This window comes from Bacteroidales bacterium MB20-C3-3, assembly GCA_035609245.1.
Lineage (GTDB): Bacteria > Bacteroidota > Bacteroidia > Bacteroidales > UBA932 > Bact-08.
Genome location: CP141202.1, coordinates 903,345 through 927,014 on the forward strand (window position 1 = coordinate 903,345; position 23,670 = coordinate 927,014).

Annotated in this window: 19 protein-coding genes and 1 tRNA gene; 13 read left to right on the forward strand and 7 right to left on the reverse strand. The window is 42.0% G+C overall.

The genetic code is table 11. The features are described from left to right. Nucleotides 1-8 precede the first annotated feature (8 nt). The 5 genes from U5907_04085 (at nt 9) to U5907_04105 (ending at nt 7,621) form a co-directional block, all read left to right on the forward strand. Nucleotides 9-1,016: an NAD-dependent epimerase/dehydratase family protein gene (locus tag U5907_04085; GenBank protein ID WRQ33828.1), complete on the forward strand. Its 1,008-nt coding sequence runs from the start codon at nt 9-11 to the stop codon at nt 1,014-1,016. A gap of 88 nt (nt 1,017-1,104) precedes the next feature. Further along, nucleotides 1,105-2,418, forward strand: a complete 1,314-nt coding sequence (locus U5907_04090; GenBank protein WRQ33829.1) for an OmpA family protein — start codon at nt 1,105-1,107, stop codon at nt 2,416-2,418. Nucleotides 2,419-2,422: 4 nt separating this feature from the next. Then, the gene (locus U5907_04095) at nt 2,423-3,340 is read left to right on the forward strand and encodes a hypothetical protein (protein ID WRQ33830.1); all 918 of its coding nucleotides are present in this window, start codon (nt 2,423-2,425) and stop codon (nt 3,338-3,340) included. Between the two features lie 8 nt (nt 3,341-3,348). Continuing rightward, on the forward strand, nt 3,349-4,518 hold the full coding sequence (locus U5907_04100; GenBank protein ID WRQ33831.1) for a hypothetical protein: 1,170 nt from the start codon (nt 3,349-3,351) through the stop codon (nt 4,516-4,518). 61 nt (nt 4,519-4,579) lie between these two features. Beyond that, a complete protein-coding gene (locus U5907_04105) occupies nt 4,580-7,621 on the forward strand; it encodes a GH92 family glycosyl hydrolase (protein ID WRQ33832.1) in 3,042 nt (1,013 codons plus the stop codon). Here the strand turns inward: U5907_04105 and U5907_04110 are convergent. Continuing rightward, on the reverse strand, nt 7,572-10,496 hold the full coding sequence (locus tag U5907_04110) for a M64 family metallopeptidase (protein WRQ33833.1): 2,925 nt from the start codon (nt 10,494-10,496) through the stop codon (nt 7,572-7,574). The genes U5907_04105 and U5907_04110 overlap by 50 nt on opposite strands. A gap of 216 nt (nt 10,497-10,712) precedes the next feature. Between U5907_04110 and U5907_04115 the strand changes: the two genes are divergently transcribed. Together U5907_04115 and U5907_04120 are read left to right on the forward strand one after the other, a co-directional pair. Next, nucleotides 10,713-10,961 carry a GyrI-like domain-containing protein gene (locus U5907_04115; protein ID WRQ33834.1) on the forward strand — a complete coding sequence of 83 codons (249 nt, stop codon included), beginning with the start codon at nt 10,713-10,715 and terminating at the stop codon, nt 10,959-10,961. A gap of 16 nt (nt 10,962-10,977) precedes the next feature. Then, entirely contained in the window at nt 10,978-11,439 is a 462-nt protein-coding gene (locus tag U5907_04120; GenBank protein WRQ33835.1) for a hypothetical protein, read from the forward strand. Here the strand turns inward: U5907_04120 and U5907_04125 are convergent. After that, the gene (locus U5907_04125; protein ID WRQ33836.1) at nt 11,420-12,193 is read right to left on the reverse strand and encodes a class I SAM-dependent methyltransferase; all 774 of its coding nucleotides are present in this window, start codon (nt 12,191-12,193) and stop codon (nt 11,420-11,422) included. The genes U5907_04120 and U5907_04125 overlap by 20 nt on opposite strands. Nucleotides 12,194-12,934: 741 nt before the next feature. Then, nucleotides 12,935-13,019 (reverse strand) — tRNA-Ser (locus U5907_04130). A gap of 382 nt (nt 13,020-13,401) precedes the next feature. Here U5907_04130 and U5907_04135 point away from each other — a divergent pair. Next, complete coding sequence (locus tag U5907_04135) at nt 13,402-13,893, forward strand: RNA polymerase sigma factor (GenBank protein WRQ33837.1); 492 nt, start codon at nt 13,402-13,404, stop codon at nt 13,891-13,893. A gap of 100 nt (nt 13,894-13,993) precedes the next feature. On the opposite strand, the gene U5907_04140 is transcribed toward U5907_04135, so the two are convergent. The 4 genes from U5907_04140 to ileS are packed head-to-tail and all read right to left on the reverse strand — an operon-like array spanning nt 13,994 to nt 18,965. Next, nucleotides 13,994-14,614, reverse strand: coding sequence for a lipoprotein signal peptidase (locus U5907_04140; GenBank protein WRQ33838.1), 621 nt, complete (start codon nt 14,612-14,614; stop codon nt 13,994-13,996). A gap of 3 nt (nt 14,615-14,617) precedes the next feature. Beyond that, nucleotides 14,618-15,025 carry a TraR/DksA C4-type zinc finger protein gene (locus tag U5907_04145; protein ID WRQ33839.1) on the reverse strand — a complete coding sequence of 136 codons (408 nt, stop codon included), beginning with the start codon at nt 15,023-15,025 and terminating at the stop codon, nt 14,618-14,620. Nucleotides 15,026-15,085: 60 nt separating this feature from the next. Continuing rightward, nucleotides 15,086-15,559 (reverse strand): nucleoside deaminase, encoded by a 474-nt coding sequence (locus U5907_04150; protein WRQ33840.1) that lies wholly within the window; start codon nt 15,557-15,559, stop codon nt 15,086-15,088. A 10-nt stretch (nt 15,560-15,569) separates the two neighbouring features. Continuing rightward, nucleotides 15,570-18,965, reverse strand: a complete 3,396-nt coding sequence (gene ileS / locus U5907_04155; GenBank protein ID WRQ33841.1) for an isoleucine--tRNA ligase — start codon at nt 18,963-18,965, stop codon at nt 15,570-15,572. A 66-nt stretch (nt 18,966-19,031) separates the two neighbouring features. On the opposite strand from ileS, the gene U5907_04160 reads away from it, so the two are divergent. The 5 genes from U5907_04160 (at nt 19,032) to U5907_04180 (ending at nt 23,669) form a co-directional block, all read left to right on the forward strand. Further along, a complete protein-coding gene (locus U5907_04160) occupies nt 19,032-19,532 on the forward strand; it encodes a CvpA family protein (GenBank protein WRQ33842.1) in 501 nt (166 codons plus the stop codon). Between the two features lie 207 nt (nt 19,533-19,739). Beyond that, complete coding sequence (locus U5907_04165; GenBank protein WRQ33843.1) at nt 19,740-21,809, forward strand: peptidase domain-containing ABC transporter; 2,070 nt, start codon at nt 19,740-19,742, stop codon at nt 21,807-21,809. 65 nt (nt 21,810-21,874) lie between these two features. Further along, nucleotides 21,875-22,063 carry a hypothetical protein gene (locus U5907_04170; GenBank protein ID WRQ33844.1) on the forward strand — a complete coding sequence of 63 codons (189 nt, stop codon included), beginning with the start codon at nt 21,875-21,877 and terminating at the stop codon, nt 22,061-22,063. Beyond that, nucleotides 22,048-22,278: a hypothetical protein gene (locus U5907_04175; protein WRQ33845.1), complete on the forward strand. Its 231-nt coding sequence runs from the start codon at nt 22,048-22,050 to the stop codon at nt 22,276-22,278. The genes U5907_04170 and U5907_04175 overlap by 16 nt, the downstream gene beginning before the upstream one ends. A 68-nt stretch (nt 22,279-22,346) precedes the next feature. Beyond that, nucleotides 22,347-23,669: a TolC family protein gene (locus U5907_04180; GenBank protein WRQ33846.1), complete on the forward strand. Its 1,323-nt coding sequence runs from the start codon at nt 22,347-22,349 to the stop codon at nt 23,667-23,669. Nucleotide 23,670 lies beyond the last annotated feature (1 nt).

The window sequence follows — 23,670 nt, forward strand, 5'->3', positions numbered from 1 at the left end:
TAAAATCAATGAAGATCCTTGTAACCGGTTCGGCCGGATTCATCGGGTTTCATACAGCCCTGAAATTCATATCATCCGGTCACGATGTTGTTGGTATAGATAACCTTAACCACTATTATGACATCCGTCTTAAATATGCAAGAGGGGCTGAGTGCGGTTTTTCAAAAGAGATGTTGGAGTGTGGTGAAATAGTTCAGAGCAAAATTTATCCTAACCTGAGGTTTGAAAAGATGGATATATCTGAAAGGGAGAGGCTGGAGAGGTTGTTCAGTACCGAGAAGTTTGATTTGGTATGCAATTTTGCAGCACAGGCAGGTGTCAGATACTCTTTAGAAAATCCATTCTCATATATAAATTCAAATATTGAAGGCTTTTTATCTGTACTTGAGGCATGCAGAAAGTATCCCGTAAAACATCTGATTTATGCCAGTTCAAGCAGCGTTTACGGAATGAACAGTGAAGTCCCTTTTCGCGAAACAGACAGGACCGACTCTCCTGTAAGCCTTTATGCTGCGACAAAAAAGGCAAATGAGTTAATGGCTCACTCCTACTCCTCTCTCTACGGAATTCCTGCTACAGGATTGAGATTCTTCACCGTTTACGGCCCCTGGGGGAGGCCGGATATGGCTCCAATGCTATTTATGAAGGCTGCCGCAGAGGGGAAAATAATTAAGGTATTTAATAACGGCGAGCTGTACAGAGATTTCACATATATAGACGATATTGTAACCGGGATTTCTGCAGTTGCTGAGTCTGAACCAAAGGCTCCTCACTCAATTTATAACATAGGCAACAGTACCCCTGTTTCTCTTCCTGATTTTATTAACGCGATTGAATCTTGTATGGGCAAGAGTATAGAAAAGGAGTATGTTGAGATGCAGCCTGGAGATGTATACAAAACATATGCGGACACATCTGCTCTTGAGCGTGATTTTGGGTACTCTCCATCAACTCCCCTTCTGAAAGGGATATCCAGTCTCTATAGATGGTATATCTCCAACCCCTCTCTATTCTAATATTTTTTTCATTAGCAATAAATTAATTGTCGTTTTTTTACAATGACATCTCATTTTTCTATTCTAACTTTAGAAAAAATGCGCTGTCATGAAAAGATTAGTATTTATTCTGGTTATTATCCTGTTTGCTCTTAGTGATGCAAACGCACAAGGATGGGTTAATTCACTGGGTAACAAAGTAAAAGAAAAGGCTAAAGAGAAAGTTGAGCAGAAGGTGGAGGAGAAGACAGAGGAGGTTGTTGAGAAGGGTTTTGAGACTGTGGAGAAGGGGGTTAAAAAGAAAAAGGGTGTGAAAAACGAGGAGGAGGAAGAGGGTGTCAGCGAGGAGGGGGAGCAGGCCGATGAGAGATCGGCAGAGAAGAGAAGCGAAAACAGGAGCGTTGCTCCTCAACAGAAAAAGGCTCTTGAATCCTTCACCCAGTATGACTTTATCCCGGGAGACAAAATCCTTTTTTATGAGGATTTCTCGCAGGATGCTATTGGGGATTTTCCGGCTCTCTGGACATCAAATGGAAGCGGAGAGGTTAAGACAGTTAGCGTTTCTGAGGGTAAATGGCTGCATCTCAACGGAGAAGACGCTGTTTACTGTTATATGAGGAAAATTGATTTTCCTGGTAATTTTATAATTGAATTTGATATGATTCCGGACAAGGAGTATTCACTGGACGGAATAAAATTCACGATATACGAGGACCAGTCAGACAATACTGAAAGGGCAGATGATGATTTATACCCTGGCTTTGCCGGCATTCATATATTTCCGGGAAGTGATAAATGGTCAACTCTTGGTTACAGAGATACAGATGACTGGCTAACAGCCGAAGCCAGTAAAAACCCTGTTGTTCTTGAGGAGAGCAACCATATTATTATATGGGTTCAGAACAGAAGGGTTAGAATTTATCATGCAGGTGCAAAGGTCCTTGACGCTCCTACAAACATATATCCGGGAGTTAAATTCAACAGAATCCGCTTCTCCGGATGGGACAGAAACAGCCATCCGTACATTTCCAATATAAAAATCACTACAGCAGCACCAGATATGAGGAGCAAGCTGCTTACAGAGGGTAAGATTGTATCCTACGGAATATATTTTGATTCCGGAAAAGATGTGGTGAAGTCTGAATCTTATGGATCTGTTAAGGAGATTGCTGCAGTTCTTAATGAAAACCCAGATGTTAAAATAAAGATAGTTGGTCATACAGACAGCGATGGCAATGATGCCCTGAATCTTGATCTTTCAAAAAGAAGAGCCGCAGCAGTAAAGAGATACCTTGAGAAAGAGTTTGGAATAGCTCCTGAGAGGTTACAGACTGATGGAATGGGAGAGCAGCAGCCTGTTGCATCCAACGACAAACCTGAAAACAAGGCTAAAAACAGAAGGGTAGAATTCATTAAACTATAGAGTTATGAAAAATAATTATTGTTTGAGAGGGGCCGTTGCGGCTCTTCTTCTCTTGATTCTGTTTTCTTTTCAGACAACAGCACAAAGTACTCCGGAGGCATTTCTGGGACTACTTCCCGGAATACCATCATCACTCTGCACAAATGATGAATCTGAAGTTGCAGCTTTCAGTGATCAGATTATTCTTGTTAAGGGAAAAATTGGTGAGTATTCAGAGAGAGTTAGTCTCTCATCAGGTGTTAGTGAAAAACAGGCAAAAAAGGAGGCATATGCTTCTACATCTTCAATGACCGGTATTTCACAGGCGGAATTAATGAAACTGGCGAATATGTCTGAGGCCGAGCAGGAGCGCTGGGCTCAGGAGTATGCTGCAAAACAGGTTGCTACGGCAAAAGCCGGAAAACCTGTAGCCGGAGAAAATAGTGACAAGGCTAAGAGGTTATACTCTCTTAACCAGGAGAGGACTAAGATCAAAGGTGAGATTGATGCAATATATAACAGACTGAGTGTACTAAACCAGGAGATGATTGCAAGGGACACCGTTGAAACCCGTAAAAAAAACGCAAAGATTAAAACAATAGAGAAAGCGTGGGCTGATGCGCCCTGGCCACCAAGGGCACTGATGCAGGATCCTGCAGTTGATCTGAAATTCAAAAAACAGATATACCAGTGTGAAAGCGACTACTGCAGTACAATGTCTCCATTGATGCTGGATTATGTTACCAGGTATCTGACCGGACTTAAGTATGCTATCCCTCTTTACAGAAAGCTATGTGAAGTGGATAATGAGATATCAACTCTTCAGGGGCTCACAGCCGCTGTGATAAAGGATGAAAACCTGTATGCCGTAGCTGCAGTTGAAGATTATGCAGATGTATTAAGCAGTGTATATATGTACAGGTGCGGAAAGTTTGAAGAATAGTTTATACAATGAAAAGATTATTAAACATTGTTAAAACACTCGTTATCTCTTTAATACTGATTCTCTCTTCAACAGCATTTGGTCAGAATGGGTATAAATTTGCCACTGAAAGAAAGGGGAGTGTTACATCCAAAACAGATATCGGTTATTCGTTCCGTGAAATTTATCCGGATAAGTCTCCTGTTTATCTGAAGAGCATGCTTGAAAAAATCTCCTCTGTTTTGCTCTCCTCTGAAACTGTAAAGAGTGCTAAAGGTGTTGATATAGTTTCATATGGCACTCTGTCAGAGTTTACTAATGTGGATCTAACCTTCAGCAATCTTGCAAGAAGCGATGATGACCCAGCCGGAGAATATTATCACAAGGGCTCTTCCTCAATAAATGTTTATATAAATGACACTAAAACAGCCTCCGGAAATATATTACGCAGTAATTTTTTTGAACTTCCGGTGAATGCAGGTGAGTTTAACGGGTTCCCTGTTTATGATTGTGGTATTTACAAATATGTACTTGTAGCCCCGGGCATCAGCAATCCTTTTATTCCATGTACAAAGGAGGAGTATCTTAATACAATTATAAAGGAGGAGAGGGAGAAGCTCAAGATGTTTGAGTCTTCAGACAACAACGGAGTCAGGGATCAGGAGAATATGAAAGAGGGTCTTAAGGAGACTAAACAGCAGTATGAAGAGATGAAAAAGATGGCTGAATCTATGAAGAAGAGTGATCCTGAGACAGCTGCAAGTATAATGGAGGCGGTTAAAGGTCTTGAACTGGTAATTAAAGAGGCAGAGAAAAATGTTTCAAGGGATCTGAAATCTGAAACTATGGCAGACCCCACATATTTGCATTATAAAGAGGTTGTAGAATCCCTGGAAGAGGAGCTGGCTCTATTGTCTTCTGAAGATAGAGCATCACAGGCAATCTGGTCGCTCGGGGCACAAGAGATTACAGGCAAGTATTCAGACCTTATACCTGATAATATGAGGGAGCATGGCACTCCACTGTACAAACTGAATCCGGCTATTAAGCACAGCTCTGAAAGGATAATATTTATGGTTGTTATGTTTCTGGAGTCTAATCCGGGAATGGAGCGTACACCTGCAGATGGTTGTGTGGAAAAAATAAAGGGAGAGTCCCGGATATGGAGAGAAATTTTTTCTCTTGCAGGGGGTAGCTAGAATACCCTAAATGGGTATATTTGTGTAGCGACGGCCTCGTGGCGATAAATACTCTACACCTATGAAAAAATTTCTCTCAATGGTAACTGCATTTGCTTTACTGCTAATGCTTATTCCTCTGTCCGGAAAATCATTTAACGAGTCAAAGTCTGATAAAGATTTTGCAAAATTTGTTAATCCCTTTGTAGGGACTGATTTTCACGGCCACACATTCCCCGGAGCCACCTACCCTTTTGGTATGGTTCAGCTGAGTCCAGATACCAGGCTCACCGGATGGGACGGATGTTCGGGCTATCACTATTCAGACAATGCAATTTATGGCTTTAGCCATACCCACCTAAGCGGAACAGGGGTGGCAGATTATTGCGATATTTTACTAATGCCTGTCAGCGGTTACAACGGAGAGGAGATTATTAACGAGGAGTATAAATCTCCATTTCAAAAGAGCAGCGAAAAGGCATCTCCCGGCTATTATGAGGTATTTCTGGATAAATGGGGGGTAAAGGCGGAGTTGACAGCAGGAAGGAGAGTAGGCTTTCATAAATACTCATACAAACCGGGGAGCAGCAGAGAGGTGGTGTTGGATCTTGCCCACAGAGATCCTCTTATTGAGTGGAATGTGGAGATATCCGGCACAAATGCACTTAAGGGTTACAGGCGTTCCCGCTCGTGGGCGGCAGACCAGGTGGTCTATTTCTATATGGAGTTTTCTGAACCATTTTCAAAGGTGAAGATGCGTGAGATGAAGCGTAAAGTGCTGGTGCAATTTGCTGAGGGTTCAAACCCGGGGACCTCAAATGGTGTCAATCCCCTGATGGTGAAAGTAGGTATCTCATCGGTCTCAACAAATAATGCAAAATTAAACCTGGAGGCGGAGTGCAAAGGATGGGATTTTGAGGGGCTGAGAAGGGGAACCCAGAGGGCGTGGAACGATTTTTTGGGAAAAATTGAGGTGGAGAGCGAAAACGAGGAGCATATCAAAACTTTCTATACTGCACTTTACCATACTGCGATTGCACCCAATCTGCTCTCAGATGTTAACGGTGAATACAGGGGGATGGACAGGAAGATTCACAAGGCCGAGGGGTATGAGCACTATACTGTATTCTCTCTGTGGGACACATACAGGACACTTCATCCTCTTATGACAATAATTGAAAGAGAGCGGACTTCTCATTTCATTCAGTCTATGCTGGCGATGTTCAGACAGGGGGGCAAATTACCCATCTGGGAGCTGGCAGGTAATGAGACCAACTGTATGATAGGATACCATTCTGTCTCGGTTATTACTGATGCTGCTATTAAGGGTATTGGCGGTTTTGATAAAAGGGAGGCTCTGAATGCTATGGTTGAGAGCTCCAGAAAAGATGAATACGGAATCAGGGAGTACATGAAACAGGGATTTGTGCCGGCTGACCTGGAGCATGAATCGGTCTCAAAGACACTTGAATATGCATACGACGACTGGTGTATTGCCCGGATGGCTAAGGAGCTTGGCGAACAGGGAATCTATGCCGAGTACACAAAGAGGGCGCAATCCTGGAAAAACATTTTTGATCCGCAGACCGGGTTTATGAGGCCGAGGGTAAATGGTGGCTGGCTTACACCTTTTGACCCCTCAGAGGTGAACGTCCATTTTACCGAGGCGAACTCCTGGCAGTACAGTTTCTATGTGCCCCAGGATATTGAGGGTCATATTGAGAGGCTGGGCGGAGAGAGGGCCTATATTGAGAGATTGGACGCACTATTTTCAGCTCCTCAGCAGACAACTGGCAGGACTCAGGTGGATATAACCGGACTCATCGGGCAGTATGCCCACGGAAATGAACCGAGCCACCATATCGCCTACCTTTACAATTATGCCGGAGCACCATGGAAAACTCAGCAGATGGTGAGGCGGATAATGGAGGAACTATACACATCGGCACCGGATGGCCTGAGCGGAAACGAGGACTGTGGCCAGATGAGTGCCTGGTATGTGATGAGTGCACTCGGATTTTATCCTGTAACTCCGGGAGATCCCATTTACGCTGTAGGGTCACCACTGTTTAAAAGTGCAAAGATAAATCTGGAGAGTGGTAAAGTTTTTACTGTAAAGACTGAAGGGGAACTCAACAACGCGGACAAAAACATATATGTAAATGCACTTAAGTTGAACGGCAAAAACTACACTAAGAGCTATATAACTCACAAATACATTGAAAATGGCGGCGAACTGATTTTTGAAACCTCTGCCACTCCATCTTATACTTTTGGAGTTGAGAAAGATGACAGGCCTGTATCAAGGATGGCGGCAACCGGCCCTGGAATTGAGATTGAAGAGATTCCCCTTGTTCCCTGGTTTGAAGTATCTGAGTACATCTTTAAAGATTCAAGCGTTGTAAAACTTGTGGGCAGAGGAGAGGGTGAGAGGCTGTTCTGGAGGGTGGTTTCTGATAAATTTTCAGAGTACTCAATTCCTGTTATCCTAAAAGAGAGTGCAGTGCTTGAGGCATACTCCGTGAATAGTGCAGGTAGGCGAAGCCCATCCGTAACCTGCTCATTAAGAAAGGTAAACAGCGAATGGAAAATAACCCTCCTCTCAAAATACAACAGGCAATACAATGCGGGGGGAGACGAGGGGCTTATTGATGGGGTTCGCGGTACAGAAAACTTCAGGCTTGGCGGATGGCAAGGGTATCAGAATACAGATTTTACTGCTGTCATTGACCTTGGTCGTGAGCAGAAGATATCAAAAGTGGGCGCCGGCTTCCTTCAGGATGCCCGCTCCTGGATATGGATGCCAAGGTATGTTGATTTCTTTATCTCAGATGATGGTGTAAATTTTAAACCTCTAGGGCGGGTTGAGAATAGTATTGGTGAGCAGGACTGGAAGCTGCAGATTCAGGATCTGGTGCTTGACTTAACCAAAGCCGGAGAGACGGGCACTCCAGGCGCTACTGGTACTCCTGGTACTCCTATTTCCGCACGATATATTAAGATCTTTGCCAAGAACTATGGAACCATCCCGGATGAGGGGTGGCACGAAGGTGCAGGAGGTGAGGGTTTTATCTTTATTGATGAGGTACTTGTGGTGACAGAGAAACCTCATCATGCTTTATAAAGTTCTCAAATTTATACTCCTCTCCTGAACGCTCCATGATAAACTTATAAATTGCAAGTCTTGACGGAGCATTGAAAACTGTTGAGTATGAGTTCATCATACTGTTCTCTGATGGTCTGAATACATCATTTGTATAATCTACAAAAGCTCCTTCAAATATTCCGACAAAAGATTTGTACCTTTCGTCTGAAAGGAACCAGCTCCATCTGATTTTTTGCGGGTCGTTTGTAAAGTCAATATTTGAATACCATCCCCAGTTTTGGTAAAGAGATTTAAGTTCTTGCTGCTTCCATTCAGGCATATACCAGGGAGAACCAGGGGCATAATATTCATCCGCCAGCTTGCCAAGGCCGTGACCGACAGCTTCGTGTACTACGATATGCTTAAAATCATCTCCCTTCTCTACAGGGTGTGAACAGTGTGCTATTGTTCCTGTAAGGCCAGGGAACATATTTGCAGTACCGGCCCATACTGTGGAGTTGATTACGTTAATTATTATTGCTTTATTGGCATCTAAATGTGTACCTCCTCTTACTATCTTCTCTGCATATACCCAGCATTTATTGGCATCCCCACTTATCTTTCTTTGGTTCTCGCTTATCTCTGACCCAAATTTTGTACCCAGAGCTGTATGAGCCCCTGCAATAAGTTCCTGATGTTTTGACACAGCCTTAACAATATAAACATTGAACCTGTTACGGAAACTCTTTGTCGGCTCAACTGAGAAGAAATGTTCAATAGCCTCCTTGGTCCAGCTCTCATACTTTCCGTTTACTGCCATATCCTTGTCGGTAAAGCCATCTCCCATTACCACCAAATCTATCCCTCTTCCGACTGTAGCCTGCTGGATTGTTATAACCTTACCATCCTCGGAGAAATCGGTTGACTCATAAAATGGTGTGGAGATGCTTCCCAGCAAACCAGCAAGAAAAGGAATAAGCTCACTCTGTGTGTCCCTGCCAAACCTGCTGTCGCCACCCATCCCTTTAAGGTAAGAGAAGATGATATTCCCGTCTTTATCCAGAACTTCGGCCTGTACGCTCTTACATCCGCTGTTTTTGATTGCGTTGAATACCTCCTCACTGGGATCTCCCGGATTAAAGCTGCTATGGTCAAAACTCAGAAAATTAATAAAACTCTTTAGAGCTGAACTGCTCACAATGTTTTTGGTTGTACTCTCTATCAGCGACCCATTATCAAAGGCAATCACCTGCAAACCAGAATCTTTATACTCTTCAAGCGCTTTAGCTAGCTGGTACATCAGATAGTTCTCTTTGTCCCACTGGAGGAGAACAGTATATTTATTTTGTTTATAAATATCTGTAAGAATTTGATTTCTATGGTTTACATCCCTGAATGTAAAACTGTATCCGGCTAGTGGAACAGAATTCAGGTTAAGGCCATAACCATCCTGCTGTGGAACTACCCTCCTCCATATCTTTGCCCACTTTGGGTGATTAACCAAAGATTGGGGAATAGAACCCGATAATCTGTTGCCACAAATTCCTGTATTTACATAGTGGTATGAATTCCAGTCTAATTTATCAGCTATTTGGGTGAACTCCTCCGGGATTACTCCTGTTAGATTATTGTTATTAAAAGAGAGTCTGGCTATTTTTGTGGCATTGCCTATTGTAGCAGGTATTGAGCCTGAAAGCTGATTGTTTTCTAGACCTAGATTCTCAAGCTTTGGAAGGTTGAAAATTGCGGCAGGAATTGAGCCGGTTAACTGGTTTTTATTTAATATTATTGAGTAGATTTTTGTCAAGCTGGATATACTTTGAGGAATTGAGCCGGAGAGTGTGTTGTCCTCAAGGTGTAGATACTCCAGATTTGAAAGGTTTCCAATACTTAAAGGAATCTCTCCGCTAAATGAATTTGATGTTAAATCAAGATTCTTCAGATTTGACAGCGTGCATATTTCAGACGGAATAGGTCCTGAAAGTCTGTTTCCGGAAAGGTCTAAAAGAGTAATTGATTTAAGATTGCCTATCTCTTTGGGTAATTCACCAAACATTGTGCCGCTTCCACCCATCCTGAGCTCTCTGAGTTTTGCAAAGGTACATATCTCCTTAGGGAACTCTCCTATAAGCCAATTTGTTCTAAGATCAAGCCCTATTACTCTTCCCTCATTATCTGCAGTGACTCCCTCCCAGTCACCTACAGGCCTGTTTGTAAGCCAGTTTTGCTTAGAGGTCCATCTCTCCCCGCTCAGTTTATTGTAAATATTAACAAGGGCAGCTCTCTCCCTCTCAATCGCCAGGCCTGTCTGAAGTATTTTTATTGTATCGGCAAGATTTGAACTTTTTGCTTTAACTATTATTGATGTTTTTCGGCTCTCCTCCTGATTGCTACCGGAAATTATCAACTCTTTTGTGTATGTTGTTAATGCCTTGGTTGAGTTGTCGCGGACCCAGTCAACAGAGGGCATAATTACTTCATATTCAACATTTGTTTTAAACTCAACTATAATTTTTGCCTCTTTTGCATCTAGCGTATAATTTCGCTGTGTAAGGATTATTGCACCAGCTTCATTCTGATAGACCACGATCCTTACAGAGGCCTTTCCGCAATTGAGAGTAACATACCCTTTACGATCATAATGCTCCGTATTTGTGTTAACCTTTAGGATAATTTCTGCATCTCCGGCATCTCCCCTACTGTTAGACAAGTTCTGAATCCATGAAGCTGAGAGTGACACCCCCCAGGTAGATGATGAATTGAAATTAACAGAAAACTCTCCTCCGGCTGCACTTATTGCAAGTGAATCCGGGGTGCCGCCCCTTAAAGCGATTGAATCCGGCAGAGGAATCTCTTTTTTACATCCCAGGCAAAAGAACAAGATGAAAAGGGAGGCCACTGCAACTAACCTCATATAACCTTTCATAATTTTGAATATTTACTTACAAATGTAAGTATAAATTACACTAATTATAATTCATAATATAAAAAAGACTGTGTTGCCTCTGAGATAGTTACCCCTGATTACTGATGCTTACTCCAGGATTAATGAAGAGAGCTTTATCTTTAAAAGGATGTTTTCACAGAGGGTGAGATTGGAAAATTTGTTCTTTCCAGAGGAAAATATGCAGTGGGTAGATTTGAACTAAGAGAGACAGATTTTGAAAAGGCATGGAATACAATGTGTTCTTGGTTATCAGAAAGCGGATACCAGCCTGGAGATGGTTGCACATATGAGCTTTACCATAATCACTACAACCCTTCGCCTGAGCACATTTATATTGTTGACATTGTATCCCTGTTAAACCTCTTTAAAAAAACAGCTGCGTCTGAGATTCAGGCGCAGCATTTTCATCAGATTTATATTATATTGCGATAATTATCAATCTTTTACAATGAAAAATAGCAGTAAAAATTTTTATCGCAAAAAAGAGTTGCGAGATGAGGTTATTAAAATTAAAAAATCATTCTATGCATCAAATTCGTTAGGCGGTCCAAAGTGGATCCATCTGGGCAGCGGTAAAATGGAAGGGGGGTGTATAATATTTGGAGGATGGCTAAAGGTTATTCCATCATCCGGAGCGAAATATGCATATTGTGCATTTGGAGGAATAGGTGTTGCCGGATGGAACCACAGTTGTACAATAATATCAACATTTGAGCGGATTGAGGATCTCTACTCAAATGTTGAAACATGTATGATTTGCAGCGGAAGCAGTCTGCCGGATGACACATATATTGGTGCTGCGACAGACTGCATTTTATTTGACAAAAGCTCAAATATTGTTGCCGTTGCAAGTACAGACGCTGGTATTGCAGCCCTTGTAGGGGGTAGCGTTACCTGGAAGAACAAATAAAGAATACATAGCCGTAATACTCGCTGTATTTATCATAAAGGTACACCTCTCTGCGTTCGTTTGCCACGAGCTCCTCTGCTGTCTTGTTATTGGGGTATCTTTTCAGGAACTCTGCCTGAGAACTTCTCTGTGGCAGAAAGTAGTGGTCGATCCAACATGTTTCCGGAAGTATAAATGAGGCAACAGGCACATATCCAGCTTCCTGAATTTGAGCTATTTTTGCCGGAATAGTATCTATCTCGGAATAGGCCTCTACCCAAAACCTTTTGATCTCCTCCGGTCTCTCCGGAGTGAACCAGCAGGCTTCAGTTACCGCTAGATATCCCCCGGTTTTAAGAAATTGCTTCCAATAGCTCAGCCCCTTTTTAAAGCCGATGTTGTAAATAGCTCCCTCGGACCAGATAAGGTCAAGTTCCCCTTTCGCAAAAGGCAACTCATCCATAGAGCCGGTAATTCCCTTTACTCTGTTATGAAGGGATAGCCTCCTGGCATTATCATTGAAGATTTCAATAAATTTTGGAAAGAGATCTATCGCAGTAATTGTACCGGGTGCGTTTTGCGCAAGTACCATTGTCTGACCTCCGGTTCCGCAGCCAAGATCTGCAATTTTTGAATTTTCATTAAGGTTATCTATAAAACTCAAAGCCTTAATTGTCGCCTCGGGACTACCCGGCCCCTGTCTTTCAACTAATGAAAAATATTCGCAAATAAGGTCAAAGTCGAATTCTGTTATTGATTTTATTTCGTTACTCATGATGTAAGTTAATTTTATAATTGTAATTGTAATGCTATTGATCTGTTAATCAATAAAGCAAAGGATATCAGACGAAAGCTGCCTGATAAATAGAATTCAAATTTCTGTCAACTTAGGAGAGAATCCTCAGTTTGACAGTACTTACACCAAATCCGATATAGAAATAAACATCCAAAGATTTTGACTTGCAAAAGTATAAAAAAGTTTAGATTAAAATAGCAAATAAGGAAAACAATACAATCAACAAAATCTACCTTCATCCCGCGAATCATCTGCGTGGATATGTATAAAAGCGTACATAGTAAATGTGTTACAGCCGCACGGGTCTGTCCGGGGGCGCCAGGGTTTCGCAAAAATCATCTGCCGAATGGCTAACTCTAGCCGGGCGGGTAACCGCCAGGCCTCTCGCCCGGCATTGAAATTGGTTTGACAGGGATTTTCGTATATGTGCTTAAATAATAAGCAATTGCAAATTGCTTATAGAAAAACTTTTTAAAAAACCAATCTTCAAACACTTAACTATCTGTTAGATAAACGAATATCCGTGTCAAACCAAGCTTGCGCGGTGGGATTACGCCGCTACCGCGGCGTGATCCCTTTTGGGGGTGCTGTAAAAACAGAAAAACAGTTTGCCGTCTGGCAAACTGCTTTTTTCATTAAGAGGGTGCTTCTAAGCTAGCTTAGGCAGCCTCTTAATGAAAAAACCCGGCTGCTTTCGCTGCCGGGTTTTTCTGTTTTTAGCGGAGAGGGAGGGATTCGAACCCCCGGAACCTCGCAGTTCAACGGTTTTCAAGACCGCCGCAATCGACCACTCTGCCACCTCTCCGTTTGTTTAGGGTTGCAAAGATATGTATTTTTTTCGTGCGTGCAAAAAAAAGAGAGGCTGCCTCAGAGGAAAAGTGTCAAACATCTTTTTATCAAGCATATAGAGATTTATCCACTTTAGACTAACTTGCTCATTATATGGTGTTTGACACTTTTCCTCTGAGGTAATGGCGGGTTGGTGGTGGCACACCAGCCTACCATCAAGCACCCATTTAGGCAGGGTTTTTGCGAGTATATTTAAATTCTAATGCAAATTGATGCTAGTGGGAAGCAATAGACAATGTCTATATTTTGATAGATTGCTATTTAATTTATTTAATTGTAATTTTGACCCAGCAAACCACAGCAACCACGACTAATAATATTTAACACCACTCAAAGTTATGAAGTCGAAGACATTCGAGAAAGAGATACTGGAACTTGAGGATAACCTCTCCAGATACGCATATAGTCTTACCACCAACAGGGATGACGCAAAGGATCTTGTTCAGGAGACTTTTTTCAAAGCATTGAACAATCAGGATAAATTTAACGAGCATACCAATATAAAGGCTTGGGTGTATACAATAATGAAGAATACTTTCATTAATGATTACCGTCGCAGGAGCAAACGCCAGAGTCTTTTCAGTGAAGATGTTCATGAATATGTTATAAATAACAGACCGGGTGATATGGGTCCTGAACAGGAGTTTGGATTCCGTGAACTTACTTCAATAGTTAACGATCTTGAGCCTGAATTCAGAATTCCATTTCAAATGCATGATAACGGATTTAAATATCAGGAGATTGCAGAGGAGCTTGGACTTCACCTTGGTACTGTAAAGAGCAGGATTCACTTCTCTCGCAAAAAACTTATGGAGAAGATAGAGAGATAATAATTATAGAGAGATAATTTTGCAACACTTTTTATACTAAAAAAGAGGGCTATTCATTAATCTGAATAGCCCTCTTCTCTTTCAAATATTATTTCTAAATCTATTTTAATGCGTGTATAAGCTCTTTCCTTTTAAAAAGCAGCAGATAGAACACCCCTATTGTTATGCAAGAATCAGCAATATTGAATATTGGTCTGAAAAAAATAAATTGCTCACCCCCTTTAAAAGGAAACCATTGAGGAAGTGTCGTATCAATTATTGGGAAATAGAGCATATCAACAACCTTTCCAAACATAAAAGGAGCATAACCACCCCCTTCAGGGAAGAGTGAGGCTACCTGAGTAAAGTTTGATTCCGAAAACACAATGCCATATAACATGGAATCAATAACATTACCAATTGCGCCAACGAGAATAAGGGCCACACCTGTAAGAAAGGCGCGGGAGGAACCACTCTCAATAAGTTTCTTAACATAGTAAATTATTACTCCGATAAGCACCAGACGGAGTGCTGTCAGAAAGAACTTTCCGATAGCTCCGCCAAATTGCATACCAAAAGCCATTCCATTGTTTTCAATAAAATAGACTTGAAACCAGTCGCCAAAAACCGGAATACTCTCTCCAATAGTCATATGGGTCTTAATCCATATTTTGACCGCCTGATCAATTAGGAGGAGTACGAAAACTATTAGTGTTACCTGTTTTCCGGGGGTTAAACGCATTGGTTAGTCTCGTTTGTTCTTTGCCTCAACGCTTAGTGTTGCATGAGGTACAATGAGAAGTCTCTCCTTAGGGATGAGCTTTCCTGTCTCACGGCAAATACCGTAGGATTTGTTCTCAATTCTTACAAGAGCGGCCTCAAGAGACCTTATGAATTTATATTGTCTTTGTGCAAGCTGGCCTGCCTCCTCTTTTGACAGAGCGGAAGCGCCCTCTTCCAGAACTTTAAATGTAGGTGAGGTGTCCTCAGTATCGTTGCTGGAGCTGTGAGTAACAGCAGCTTTCAACTGCTCATACTCTGCCTGTGCAAGCCGAAGCTTCTGCTGGATAAGCTCCTTGAACATCTGCAGCTCCTCATCGCTGTAGCGAACTTTCTCTCTTACCTCTTCTGCAGGTTTGCTTTTCTTTGTCATAGCGTATAATAGTTATTTAAATGTGTAAAGATAATAATATTATCGATATCCCATACAGACTTAATAGGGTATCTTCTCATCATTGATCTTCCATAGATCAAAGGGTTTTTTACCCTCTTCCGGAAGTATCTGCTCGATGGGAATACTCCTCTCTTCCATCTTTTTGGAAAATTCATCATATATAAAAGAGTCGTTAAATCCTGCATCGGCAGCATCATCTCTGCCGGCTGCAAAATAGATCTTATCCACCTTTGCCCAGTAGGCTGCCGAAAGGCACATTGGGCAGGGTTCGCAAGATGTATAAAGCGTGCATCCTGAGAGGTCAAAAGTATCAAGTTTTTTGCAGGCTTCTCTTATTGCGTTCACCTCAGCGTGAGCTGTGGGGTCCTTATCAGGAGTTACACTGTTTGTTTGCGCAGATATAATCTCCTCCCCTCTGACAATAAGAGCTCCAAACGGGCCTCCTGTAACAGAACCGGCATTTCTTCCTGCCAGATCAATTGCCTCTTTCATAAATTTCTCAATCCTCTCCATATTTGTTGGATTAAATCCTTGTAACTTTGATTGTAATATGCCCCTCATCCCATTCAATCTCTGTGCCACTAACCACATTTTTAACCAGTTTAATCTCTTTTGCAAGAGTCTGATTACATACATATTCGCTAAACTGTGCTAAAGACTCTGCAATTTCAGGAATCTCCTCAATCTCAACCACTATTTTATCGGTAACATCAAATTTGCTCTCCTTTCTGAGATTTTGAATTCTGTTCACCAACTCCCTTGCAGTACCCTCTCTTTTCAAATCCTCGCTCACAGTAATATCCATAGCGATGGTGAGTTTTCCCTCAACAGCTACAAGCCATCCCGGCATATCTTCTGAAAGAATTTCATAATCCTCCCTATCAAGAATTACATCTCCGGTTGGTAAATTAAGGGTGTAACTTTCAGATGCCTCTATAGCATAAATCATCTCCTGATCAAAGGTTCCAAACAGTGCAGATATCTCCTTCATCTGTTTGCCGTATCTCTTCCCAAGAGTTTTAAAGTTAGGTTTTATCTTCTTAGTAATAAGACCTTTTGTATCATGGATATACTCAACCTCCTTAACATTCACCTCTCCCAGCACAATTCCCTTAATCAGCTCAAACTGCTCCTGAAGTCTGTTGTCAAGTACAGGAACAAGAATCTTAGCTAATGGTTGCCTTACTTTGATATTCACTTTACGCCTTAGAGCCAGAATCATAGATGAGGCCCTTTGGGCAAGCTCCATCCGCTCCTCAAGAGCCTTATCCAGTGCACTTTCATTGGCCTCAGGCATCATCACCAGATGTACAGAACTCTCTTTATGCCTTCCGGACACAACATTAAGATCAAGGAAAAGCCTCTCCATAAAAAACGGAGCAATTGGTGCCGATAGCAGAGCTACTGTTTCAAGAGCGTCATATAGTGTCTGGTATGCCGATAGTTTATCCCTGTCCATTGTCCCCCCCCAGAAGCGTTTTCTGTTCAGGCGGACATACCAGTTGCTGAGATTGTCATTGACAAATTCCTGAATCATTCTGCCCGCTGCCGTAACATCGTAATCTTCGTAAGCAGCTGTCACATCCTTAATCAGAGTGTTGAGCAGAGAGATTATCCACCTGTCTGTTTCAGGTCTCTGTGAAAGTTCAACCTGAGGCTTAGAGTTGTCAAATCCATCTACATTTGCATACAGTGCAAAGAATGAGTAAGTATTGTATAGTGTTCCAAAGAACTTTCGTTTAACCTCATCAACACCACTTGCATCAAACTTCAGGTTGTCCCAAGGCTGAGCATTGGTAAGCATATACCAGCGAAGCGCATCGGCACCATACTCACCAAGAGTCTTAAATGGATCAACAGCATTGCCTAGCCTTTTGCTCATTTTGTTGCCATCCTTATCCAATACAAGACCGTTTGACAAAACGGTTTTAAATGCAACCTTGTCGCTAACCATTGTTGAGATTGCGTGAAGAGTGAAGAACCACCCCCTTGTCTGGTCAACCCCCTCTGCAATAAAATCGGCACTCCTGCCAAAAGCCTCGTTTTCCAGTTTCTCAAGCCCCTCCTGTGCAAATGGCATAGCTCCGGAGTCAAACCAAACATCAATAAGATCACTCTCCCTTTTCATTGGTTTTCCACTCTGGGATACCAAAATATAATCATCAACATACGGTCTGTGAAGGTCTATCTTTTCGTAATTCTCCTTAGAGTAATCACCAGGAACAAAACCATTGTCTCTCAATGGATTTGACTTCATAAAACCAGCCTTGACTGATTTATCTAACTCTTCGAATAGCTCTGTTGCAGAGCCGATACAAATCTCTTCACCACCCTCCTCTGCTCTCCATACAGGCAGCGGAGTTCCCCAGTAGCGGCTTCTTGAGAGGTTCCAGTCCTGCAGATTCTCCAGCCACTTGCCGAATCTTCCGCTTCCTGTAGCCTCAGGTTTCCAGTTAATTGTCTTGTTAAGTTCAATCATCCTATCCTGAACTGCAGTGGTTCTGATAAACCAGGAGTCAAGCGGATAATATAGCACAGGCTTGTCTGTCCGCCAGCAGTGTGGATATGAGTGGGTATGTTTTTCAATTTTAAAAGCCAGACCCTGCTGCTTCAGCATCACAGCTATATCTACATCAAGGGTTGTGTCGTTTTCAGAAAGATTTGGATCGTAAGCATTCTTAACAAATCTGCCTGCAAACTCTCTGTAAGAATCATTCACACTCTCCTTAACAAATTGAGGATCCATATCCTCTATCTTATAGAATTTACCTGTTCTGTCAACAAGAGGCTGTCTCTGTCCGCCGGCATCTGTAATAATAAGAGGTGGAACCCCGTTTGCCTTGCCCACCTTATCATCATCAGCACCAAAAGTTGGTGCAATGTGAACAATTCCGGTACCATCACTTGTTGTAACAAAGTCTCCTGAAATAACACTCATTGCTCCTGAGGCCGGTTTAATCCATGGAATTAATTGTTCGTACTCTATTCCACAGAGTTTTGAACCGTAAATAACTTCACCAAACTTCTCAAATGGGACACTCTTGGCATTAAAATGAGCATCAACAAGCTCTTCTGCAAGAATATACACAGCCTTGCCATGAGTATACGGATTCTCAGAAACTACTGTAACATATTTAATGTTTGGCCCTACGCACAGAGCTGTATTTGAAGGAAGTGTCCATGGTGTTGTTGTCCAGGCCAGCATGAAGAGCGGAAGCTCTTCTCCTCTATCCTTTGCCACACTTTTAAAGAGACTCTCTGATGCCTGGTTTCTGATAACTTTAAACTGGGCAACACAGGTTGTATCTTTAACATCCCTGTAACAGCCTGGCTGATTTAGTTCATGAGTACTCAAACCTGTTCCGGCAGCTGGTGAGAATGGCTGTATTGAGTAACCTTTGTAAAGAAGCCCTTTGTTGTAAATTTTTTTAAGAAGATGCCACAGTGTCTCAATATATCTGTTGTCATAAGTGATATATGGGTTATTCATGTCTACCCAGTACCCCATCTGATCTGTAAGCGTCTCCCACTCTTTTGTATACTTCATCACCTCCCTGCGGCAGGCCGCATTGTACTCCTCAACAGTTATACTCTTTCCTATATCCTCTTTTGTTATACCCAGACTCTTCTCAACACCCAGCTCAACAGGGAGTCCGTGAGTATCCCATCCCGCCTTTCGCTGAACCTGAAAACCACTCTGGGTTTTGAATCTGCAGAAAACATCCTTTATTGCCCTGGCCATTACATGGTGAATACCGGGCATCCCGTTTGCTGAAGGTGGCCCCTCGTGGAACACAAAGAGTGGTGAACCCTCCCTCTCACTTATACTCCTCTCAAAACACTGCTCTCTTTTCCACCTATCCAGTATGGTATTATTTATCTCTACAAGATCAAGATTTTTGTACTCGGTGAACTTCATTTTTAATAAACTTTTTGAATTTGCAAAGATACGATTATTCACTACTTTTGAAAAAAATTGATAGCTATGTCACTTAATACCGCAGATCTTATTATTCTGATTTGCCTTATTCCCGCGATCTTCGCGGGTTTCATGAAGGGATTTGTGCGCCAGGCTGCTGCTGTGGCAGCACTAATCCTGGGCGTTTGGGCCGGGTATCACTTCTCAGATTTTGTAAGCACCAAACTGGCAAACTGGATTAATGTTGAGCAGAATATATTAAATATAATATCATTTGCAATAATCTTCATTGGTGTACTAATTTTAGTAAACCTTGCAGGGAGGGCAATTGAGGGTCTTGTCAAACTGGTTCTGCTCGGATGGTTGGACAAACTTGCCGGTATTATCTTTGCTCTGATAAAGTACGCTTTTATTTTCAGTATTCTAATATATCTTATAGAATCACTTGATGAACTTTTTAAATTTTTACCAAGGGAGACGCTTCAAAATTCAGTTTTATACGGGTACCTTTCAAAAATTGCCCCTGTTGTTTTTCCATACCTGAAAAATCTAGTTTCACACATCTGATTTCTGAATTTTAATTATCAGAATCGACAATCTCAGATAATTCAATAAACTGAGTAACTTTTTTACCATTTAGCACAACTTACCTGCTAATACAACTCAACTTTGCAATGCAGAGGGGGGTCGTGGCGAGGGTACTCCTGATGGGGCCGGGAGTGGAGAGTGAGAGGTACCTCCCTTTGCATTTTTAAATAGAGAGAGAGGTGAAAGATGGGTTATTCAATAAAAATCAGACAACATGATATAAGCGACTGTGGTGCCGCTTGTCTGGCATCAGTGTCGGCTTACTGGGGGCTCAGGCTCCCAATCGCCAGAATAAGGCTTTTCAGCAATACTGACAGCAGGGGGACAACCTTCAAAGGACTAATAGATGCTGCTAAGGCTTTTGGTTTCAATGCCGAGGGTTACAAAGCTCAGGAGAGGTCTCTTTACAAAATTCCAAAGCCTGCAATTCTTCATCTTGAAAAAAGCTCCGGCTTGCTCCATTTTGTTGTCCTTTACGGGATTAAAAATGGGCTGCTCAGAATAATGGATCCTATGGATGGTGAAATCCACAGTATCAAGATGGAGGAATTACTCAGCGAATGGAGTGGCAAGCTGGTAATGATATCTCCATCTGCGGGATTTACAAAGGGGGATCAGAGTGGCAGTGTTTCGCTCCGTCTTACAGAGTTACTGAGGGAGAATCGCTCTGCGCTTGTTAAAGCTTTGTCAGCGGCTCTTCTTCTAACTCTTACTTCGTTTGTAATTTCTCTTTTTATTAAGATAATTCTTGATTCAATTATCCCTTCAGGGGAGATTATTAATCTTTCAATAGCAGCATTGATTGTAGTATTGGTATTTGTTGCATCACTTATGTTATCCTGGATAAGAGGCACTATACTTGTAAAAGTGGGAATATCAATGGATAGTGAACTAATGGGGAGATACATCAGGCATCTTGTCAAGCTACCCGGAATTTTCTACGATTCAAGAGAGACAGGTGAACTTACATCAAGAATTTCAGATGCGGCAAAGATCAGAAGCTATCTTACAGTGACATTGTCCAGCCTGGCAGTATCGGCATTTATGCTTGTTGCATCTACCGGGGTTATGTTTGCCATATCTCCCGGAATGGCACTTCCGGCTCTGCTTATTATTCCTGTATACTCTCTGCTTTTCTACATAACAGACAGATACAATAAAAGAGCTCAGAGGAGAATAATGGAGAGAGGAGCAAAGTTTGAAAACAGAGTTATTGAGACTGTTAAATCTCATCTGGCAATAAAATACTCCTCAACCGAAAGCTACTTTGCAGGTAGATGCACATCTGCACTATCTTCATTTCTTGAGAGTGTTGAAGATTCTGCAAAATTTTCAATTTTCACAGGCTCTGCCGCAGACCTGGCTTCAAAGCTTCTCTTGGTAATAATTCTCTGGATGGGCGGTGCTGAAATGATTAAAGGAGATATTACTCCGGGGGAGCTTGTCGCCTTTTTCACCATAATTTCACTGTTTACAGCTCCTCTTTCTGAGCTGGTATCTGCCAGCTCAGAAATACGGGAGGGGACTGTTGCAGCCTCCAGACTCTTTGAAATTATGGATATGGAGTGCGAGCCCCTTGACGGAGGTATCGTCCACAGCACCGGAGCTCCGGAGTATATCAAAATATCAGATGTATCATTTTCTTACCCCGGAAGAGGGACCCTTTTAAAAGGGATTAATATGGAATTTCACAAAGGAGAGATATCTGCTGTAACAGGAGAGAGTGGTTGCGGGAAGAGCACACTTGTCTCTCTTATCACCAGGCTAAGAAGGCCTTCGTTTGGAGTAATAACTGCGGACAGACTTAACATAGAACATATCAATCTAAGAAACTGGAGAGAGATGATTGCAGTTGTACCACAGACGCCTGCCCTTTTTGCAGGTACTATTATGGAGAATATTGCTCCGGGAGAGGAGGATCCGGATAGTAAAATGGTGATTGAAATATGTGAGAGGCTGGGAATGACTGAGTTTATCGCATCACTTCCTCTGGGTTTGGAGAGCCCCGTTGGGGAGGGAGGTGCCTCACTGTCGGGTGGGCAGCAACAGAAAGTTTCACTGGCGAGAGCCCTCTATAAAGATGCACCTGTTATTATTGTAGATGAGGGGACTTCATCAATGGACCAGGAATCTGAGTTCCTTGCAGAGCGTGCACTTAAAATGGAGAGGGAGAAGGGAAAAATAATAATTATTATATCACATAAAGAGAGGTCAAAGTTAATCTCAGACAGAATATACAGAATGGAAAATAAATAGAATGGAGGGTGCACACTCCGGGCGGTGTCCGCTCGCCTTTTTGCGGATAATTAATAATTACGACTATGGAAAGAATAGAGTTGGAAAGATGGGGAGTTACTCCCCTTGATGAGAGAGAGCTTCTTGTACATGGCGGAGGCAGGCTAAAAAAGTTGCTTGAGGTAATTGATGAAGTTGTTAAACTCATTGAAAAGGCAGAGAAGTACTGGCCAAATTTCAAAGAGGGTTTTAAAGAGGGATGGGAGAAGGCATAATGGAAACAAAAGAGACAACTATGCTGCTCCTCGTTCATCTGGATGAGAACGAGTGCCTTTCAACAAGAGGTGGAGATGGGACCTGGGATAAAGAGGTCGTAAAATATGTTGGGTTTGGATTGGGATATGGAGCAAAAAAAATTGTAAAGGCTCTCCAGTTTCTAAGTAAAAATCTGTATGAATCACAGAGCCGGTCAATGGTTATATATAAATAATCAAAGAACTGCGTGAATTGCTTATATTTCGGGGAGTATTGAAAAAAATAATTTTACCTTTGTGTTCTATGAAAAGTTTTCTGAAACTCCCCGTTTTTATCCTCATCTTTATCCCTACCGTGATTTCTGCCCAGCAGAAGTTATGGAGTCTTGAGGAGTGCATTAGATATGCATGGGACAACAATTTGAGAATCAAGCAACAGGAGCTTGCTGTTGAACAAAGTGAGAATAACCTTTTTCAGGCAAAAATGAACTATCTCCCGTCGCTCAATGCCTCTCTTGGACACAGTATGAACTGGGGTCGCTCTGTTAATATGAATGACCTTCAGATTATTGAAAACAAGTTAAGCCAAAGCACAAATGCATCTGCAAGTGCAAACATCTCAATTTTTGAAGGATTTGTTAAAAACAATGATCTTAAAAGTAAAGGGGTGTTAAGGGAGATTGCCCGTCAGGAGGTAGGCCGAATAAGAAATGATATCTCTATTGAGATAGCCAGAGCCTATCTTCAGGTACTTCTTGCAAGAGAGATTCTTGAATCTGCAAACTCAAGTCTGGAAAATTCAGCAGTACAGGTTGAAAGAACAAGGAAGTTTGTTGATGCCGGGAGCCAGGCCTACAGTGCCCTTCTTGAAATGGAGGCTCAGTATGCCAGTGAACTTGTTCAGCAGACAAATGCTCAGAGCCAGGTTTCAAATGCTCTTCTTACACTCAGACAACTTCTGGATCTTCCGGCAGAACAAAGTTTTGATGTATCAACCCCGGGAGAAAACCTGAATATTGGACCATTTACAGCAGAGAGTCCTGATCAGCTTTTTGACGCATCTCTGGATTTACCGCAGATAGAGGTAGCAAGGCTCAATAAAAAGAATTCAGAATTGCAACTTGCTATTGCAAAGGGTCAGGCTTATCCCTCCCTCACTTTCAGGGCAGGTTACGGCTCCTATTATGCAGACAGCAGGGATGAAAGTTTCTTTGATCAGTTTAATGAAAACAGAAATCCTTCAATCTCTTTTGGAATAAACATCCCAATATTTAACTCATGGCGCACCAACACTGCTATTAAAAATGCAAAACTTGGAGTCAGGAATTCAGAGATCGAGACCAGAAGCAGGGAGCAATTACTCTACAAAGAGATCCAACAGTCTGTGAATGACGCAAATTCGTACTTTGCCCGCTACAAGGCAACTGAAAGAAATGTTAAGGCAATGGAGGAGTCCTTCAGATATGTACAACAAAAGTTTGATGTAGGTGTTCTAAATGCTACTGATTACTCGGTTGCAAAGAATAATCTTTTCAAAAGCAAGTCAGACTTCCTGCAGGCAAAATATCAGTTCATATTCCAGCAAAAGATAATTGATTTCTACAAGGGGAATCCCATAACTTTATAAA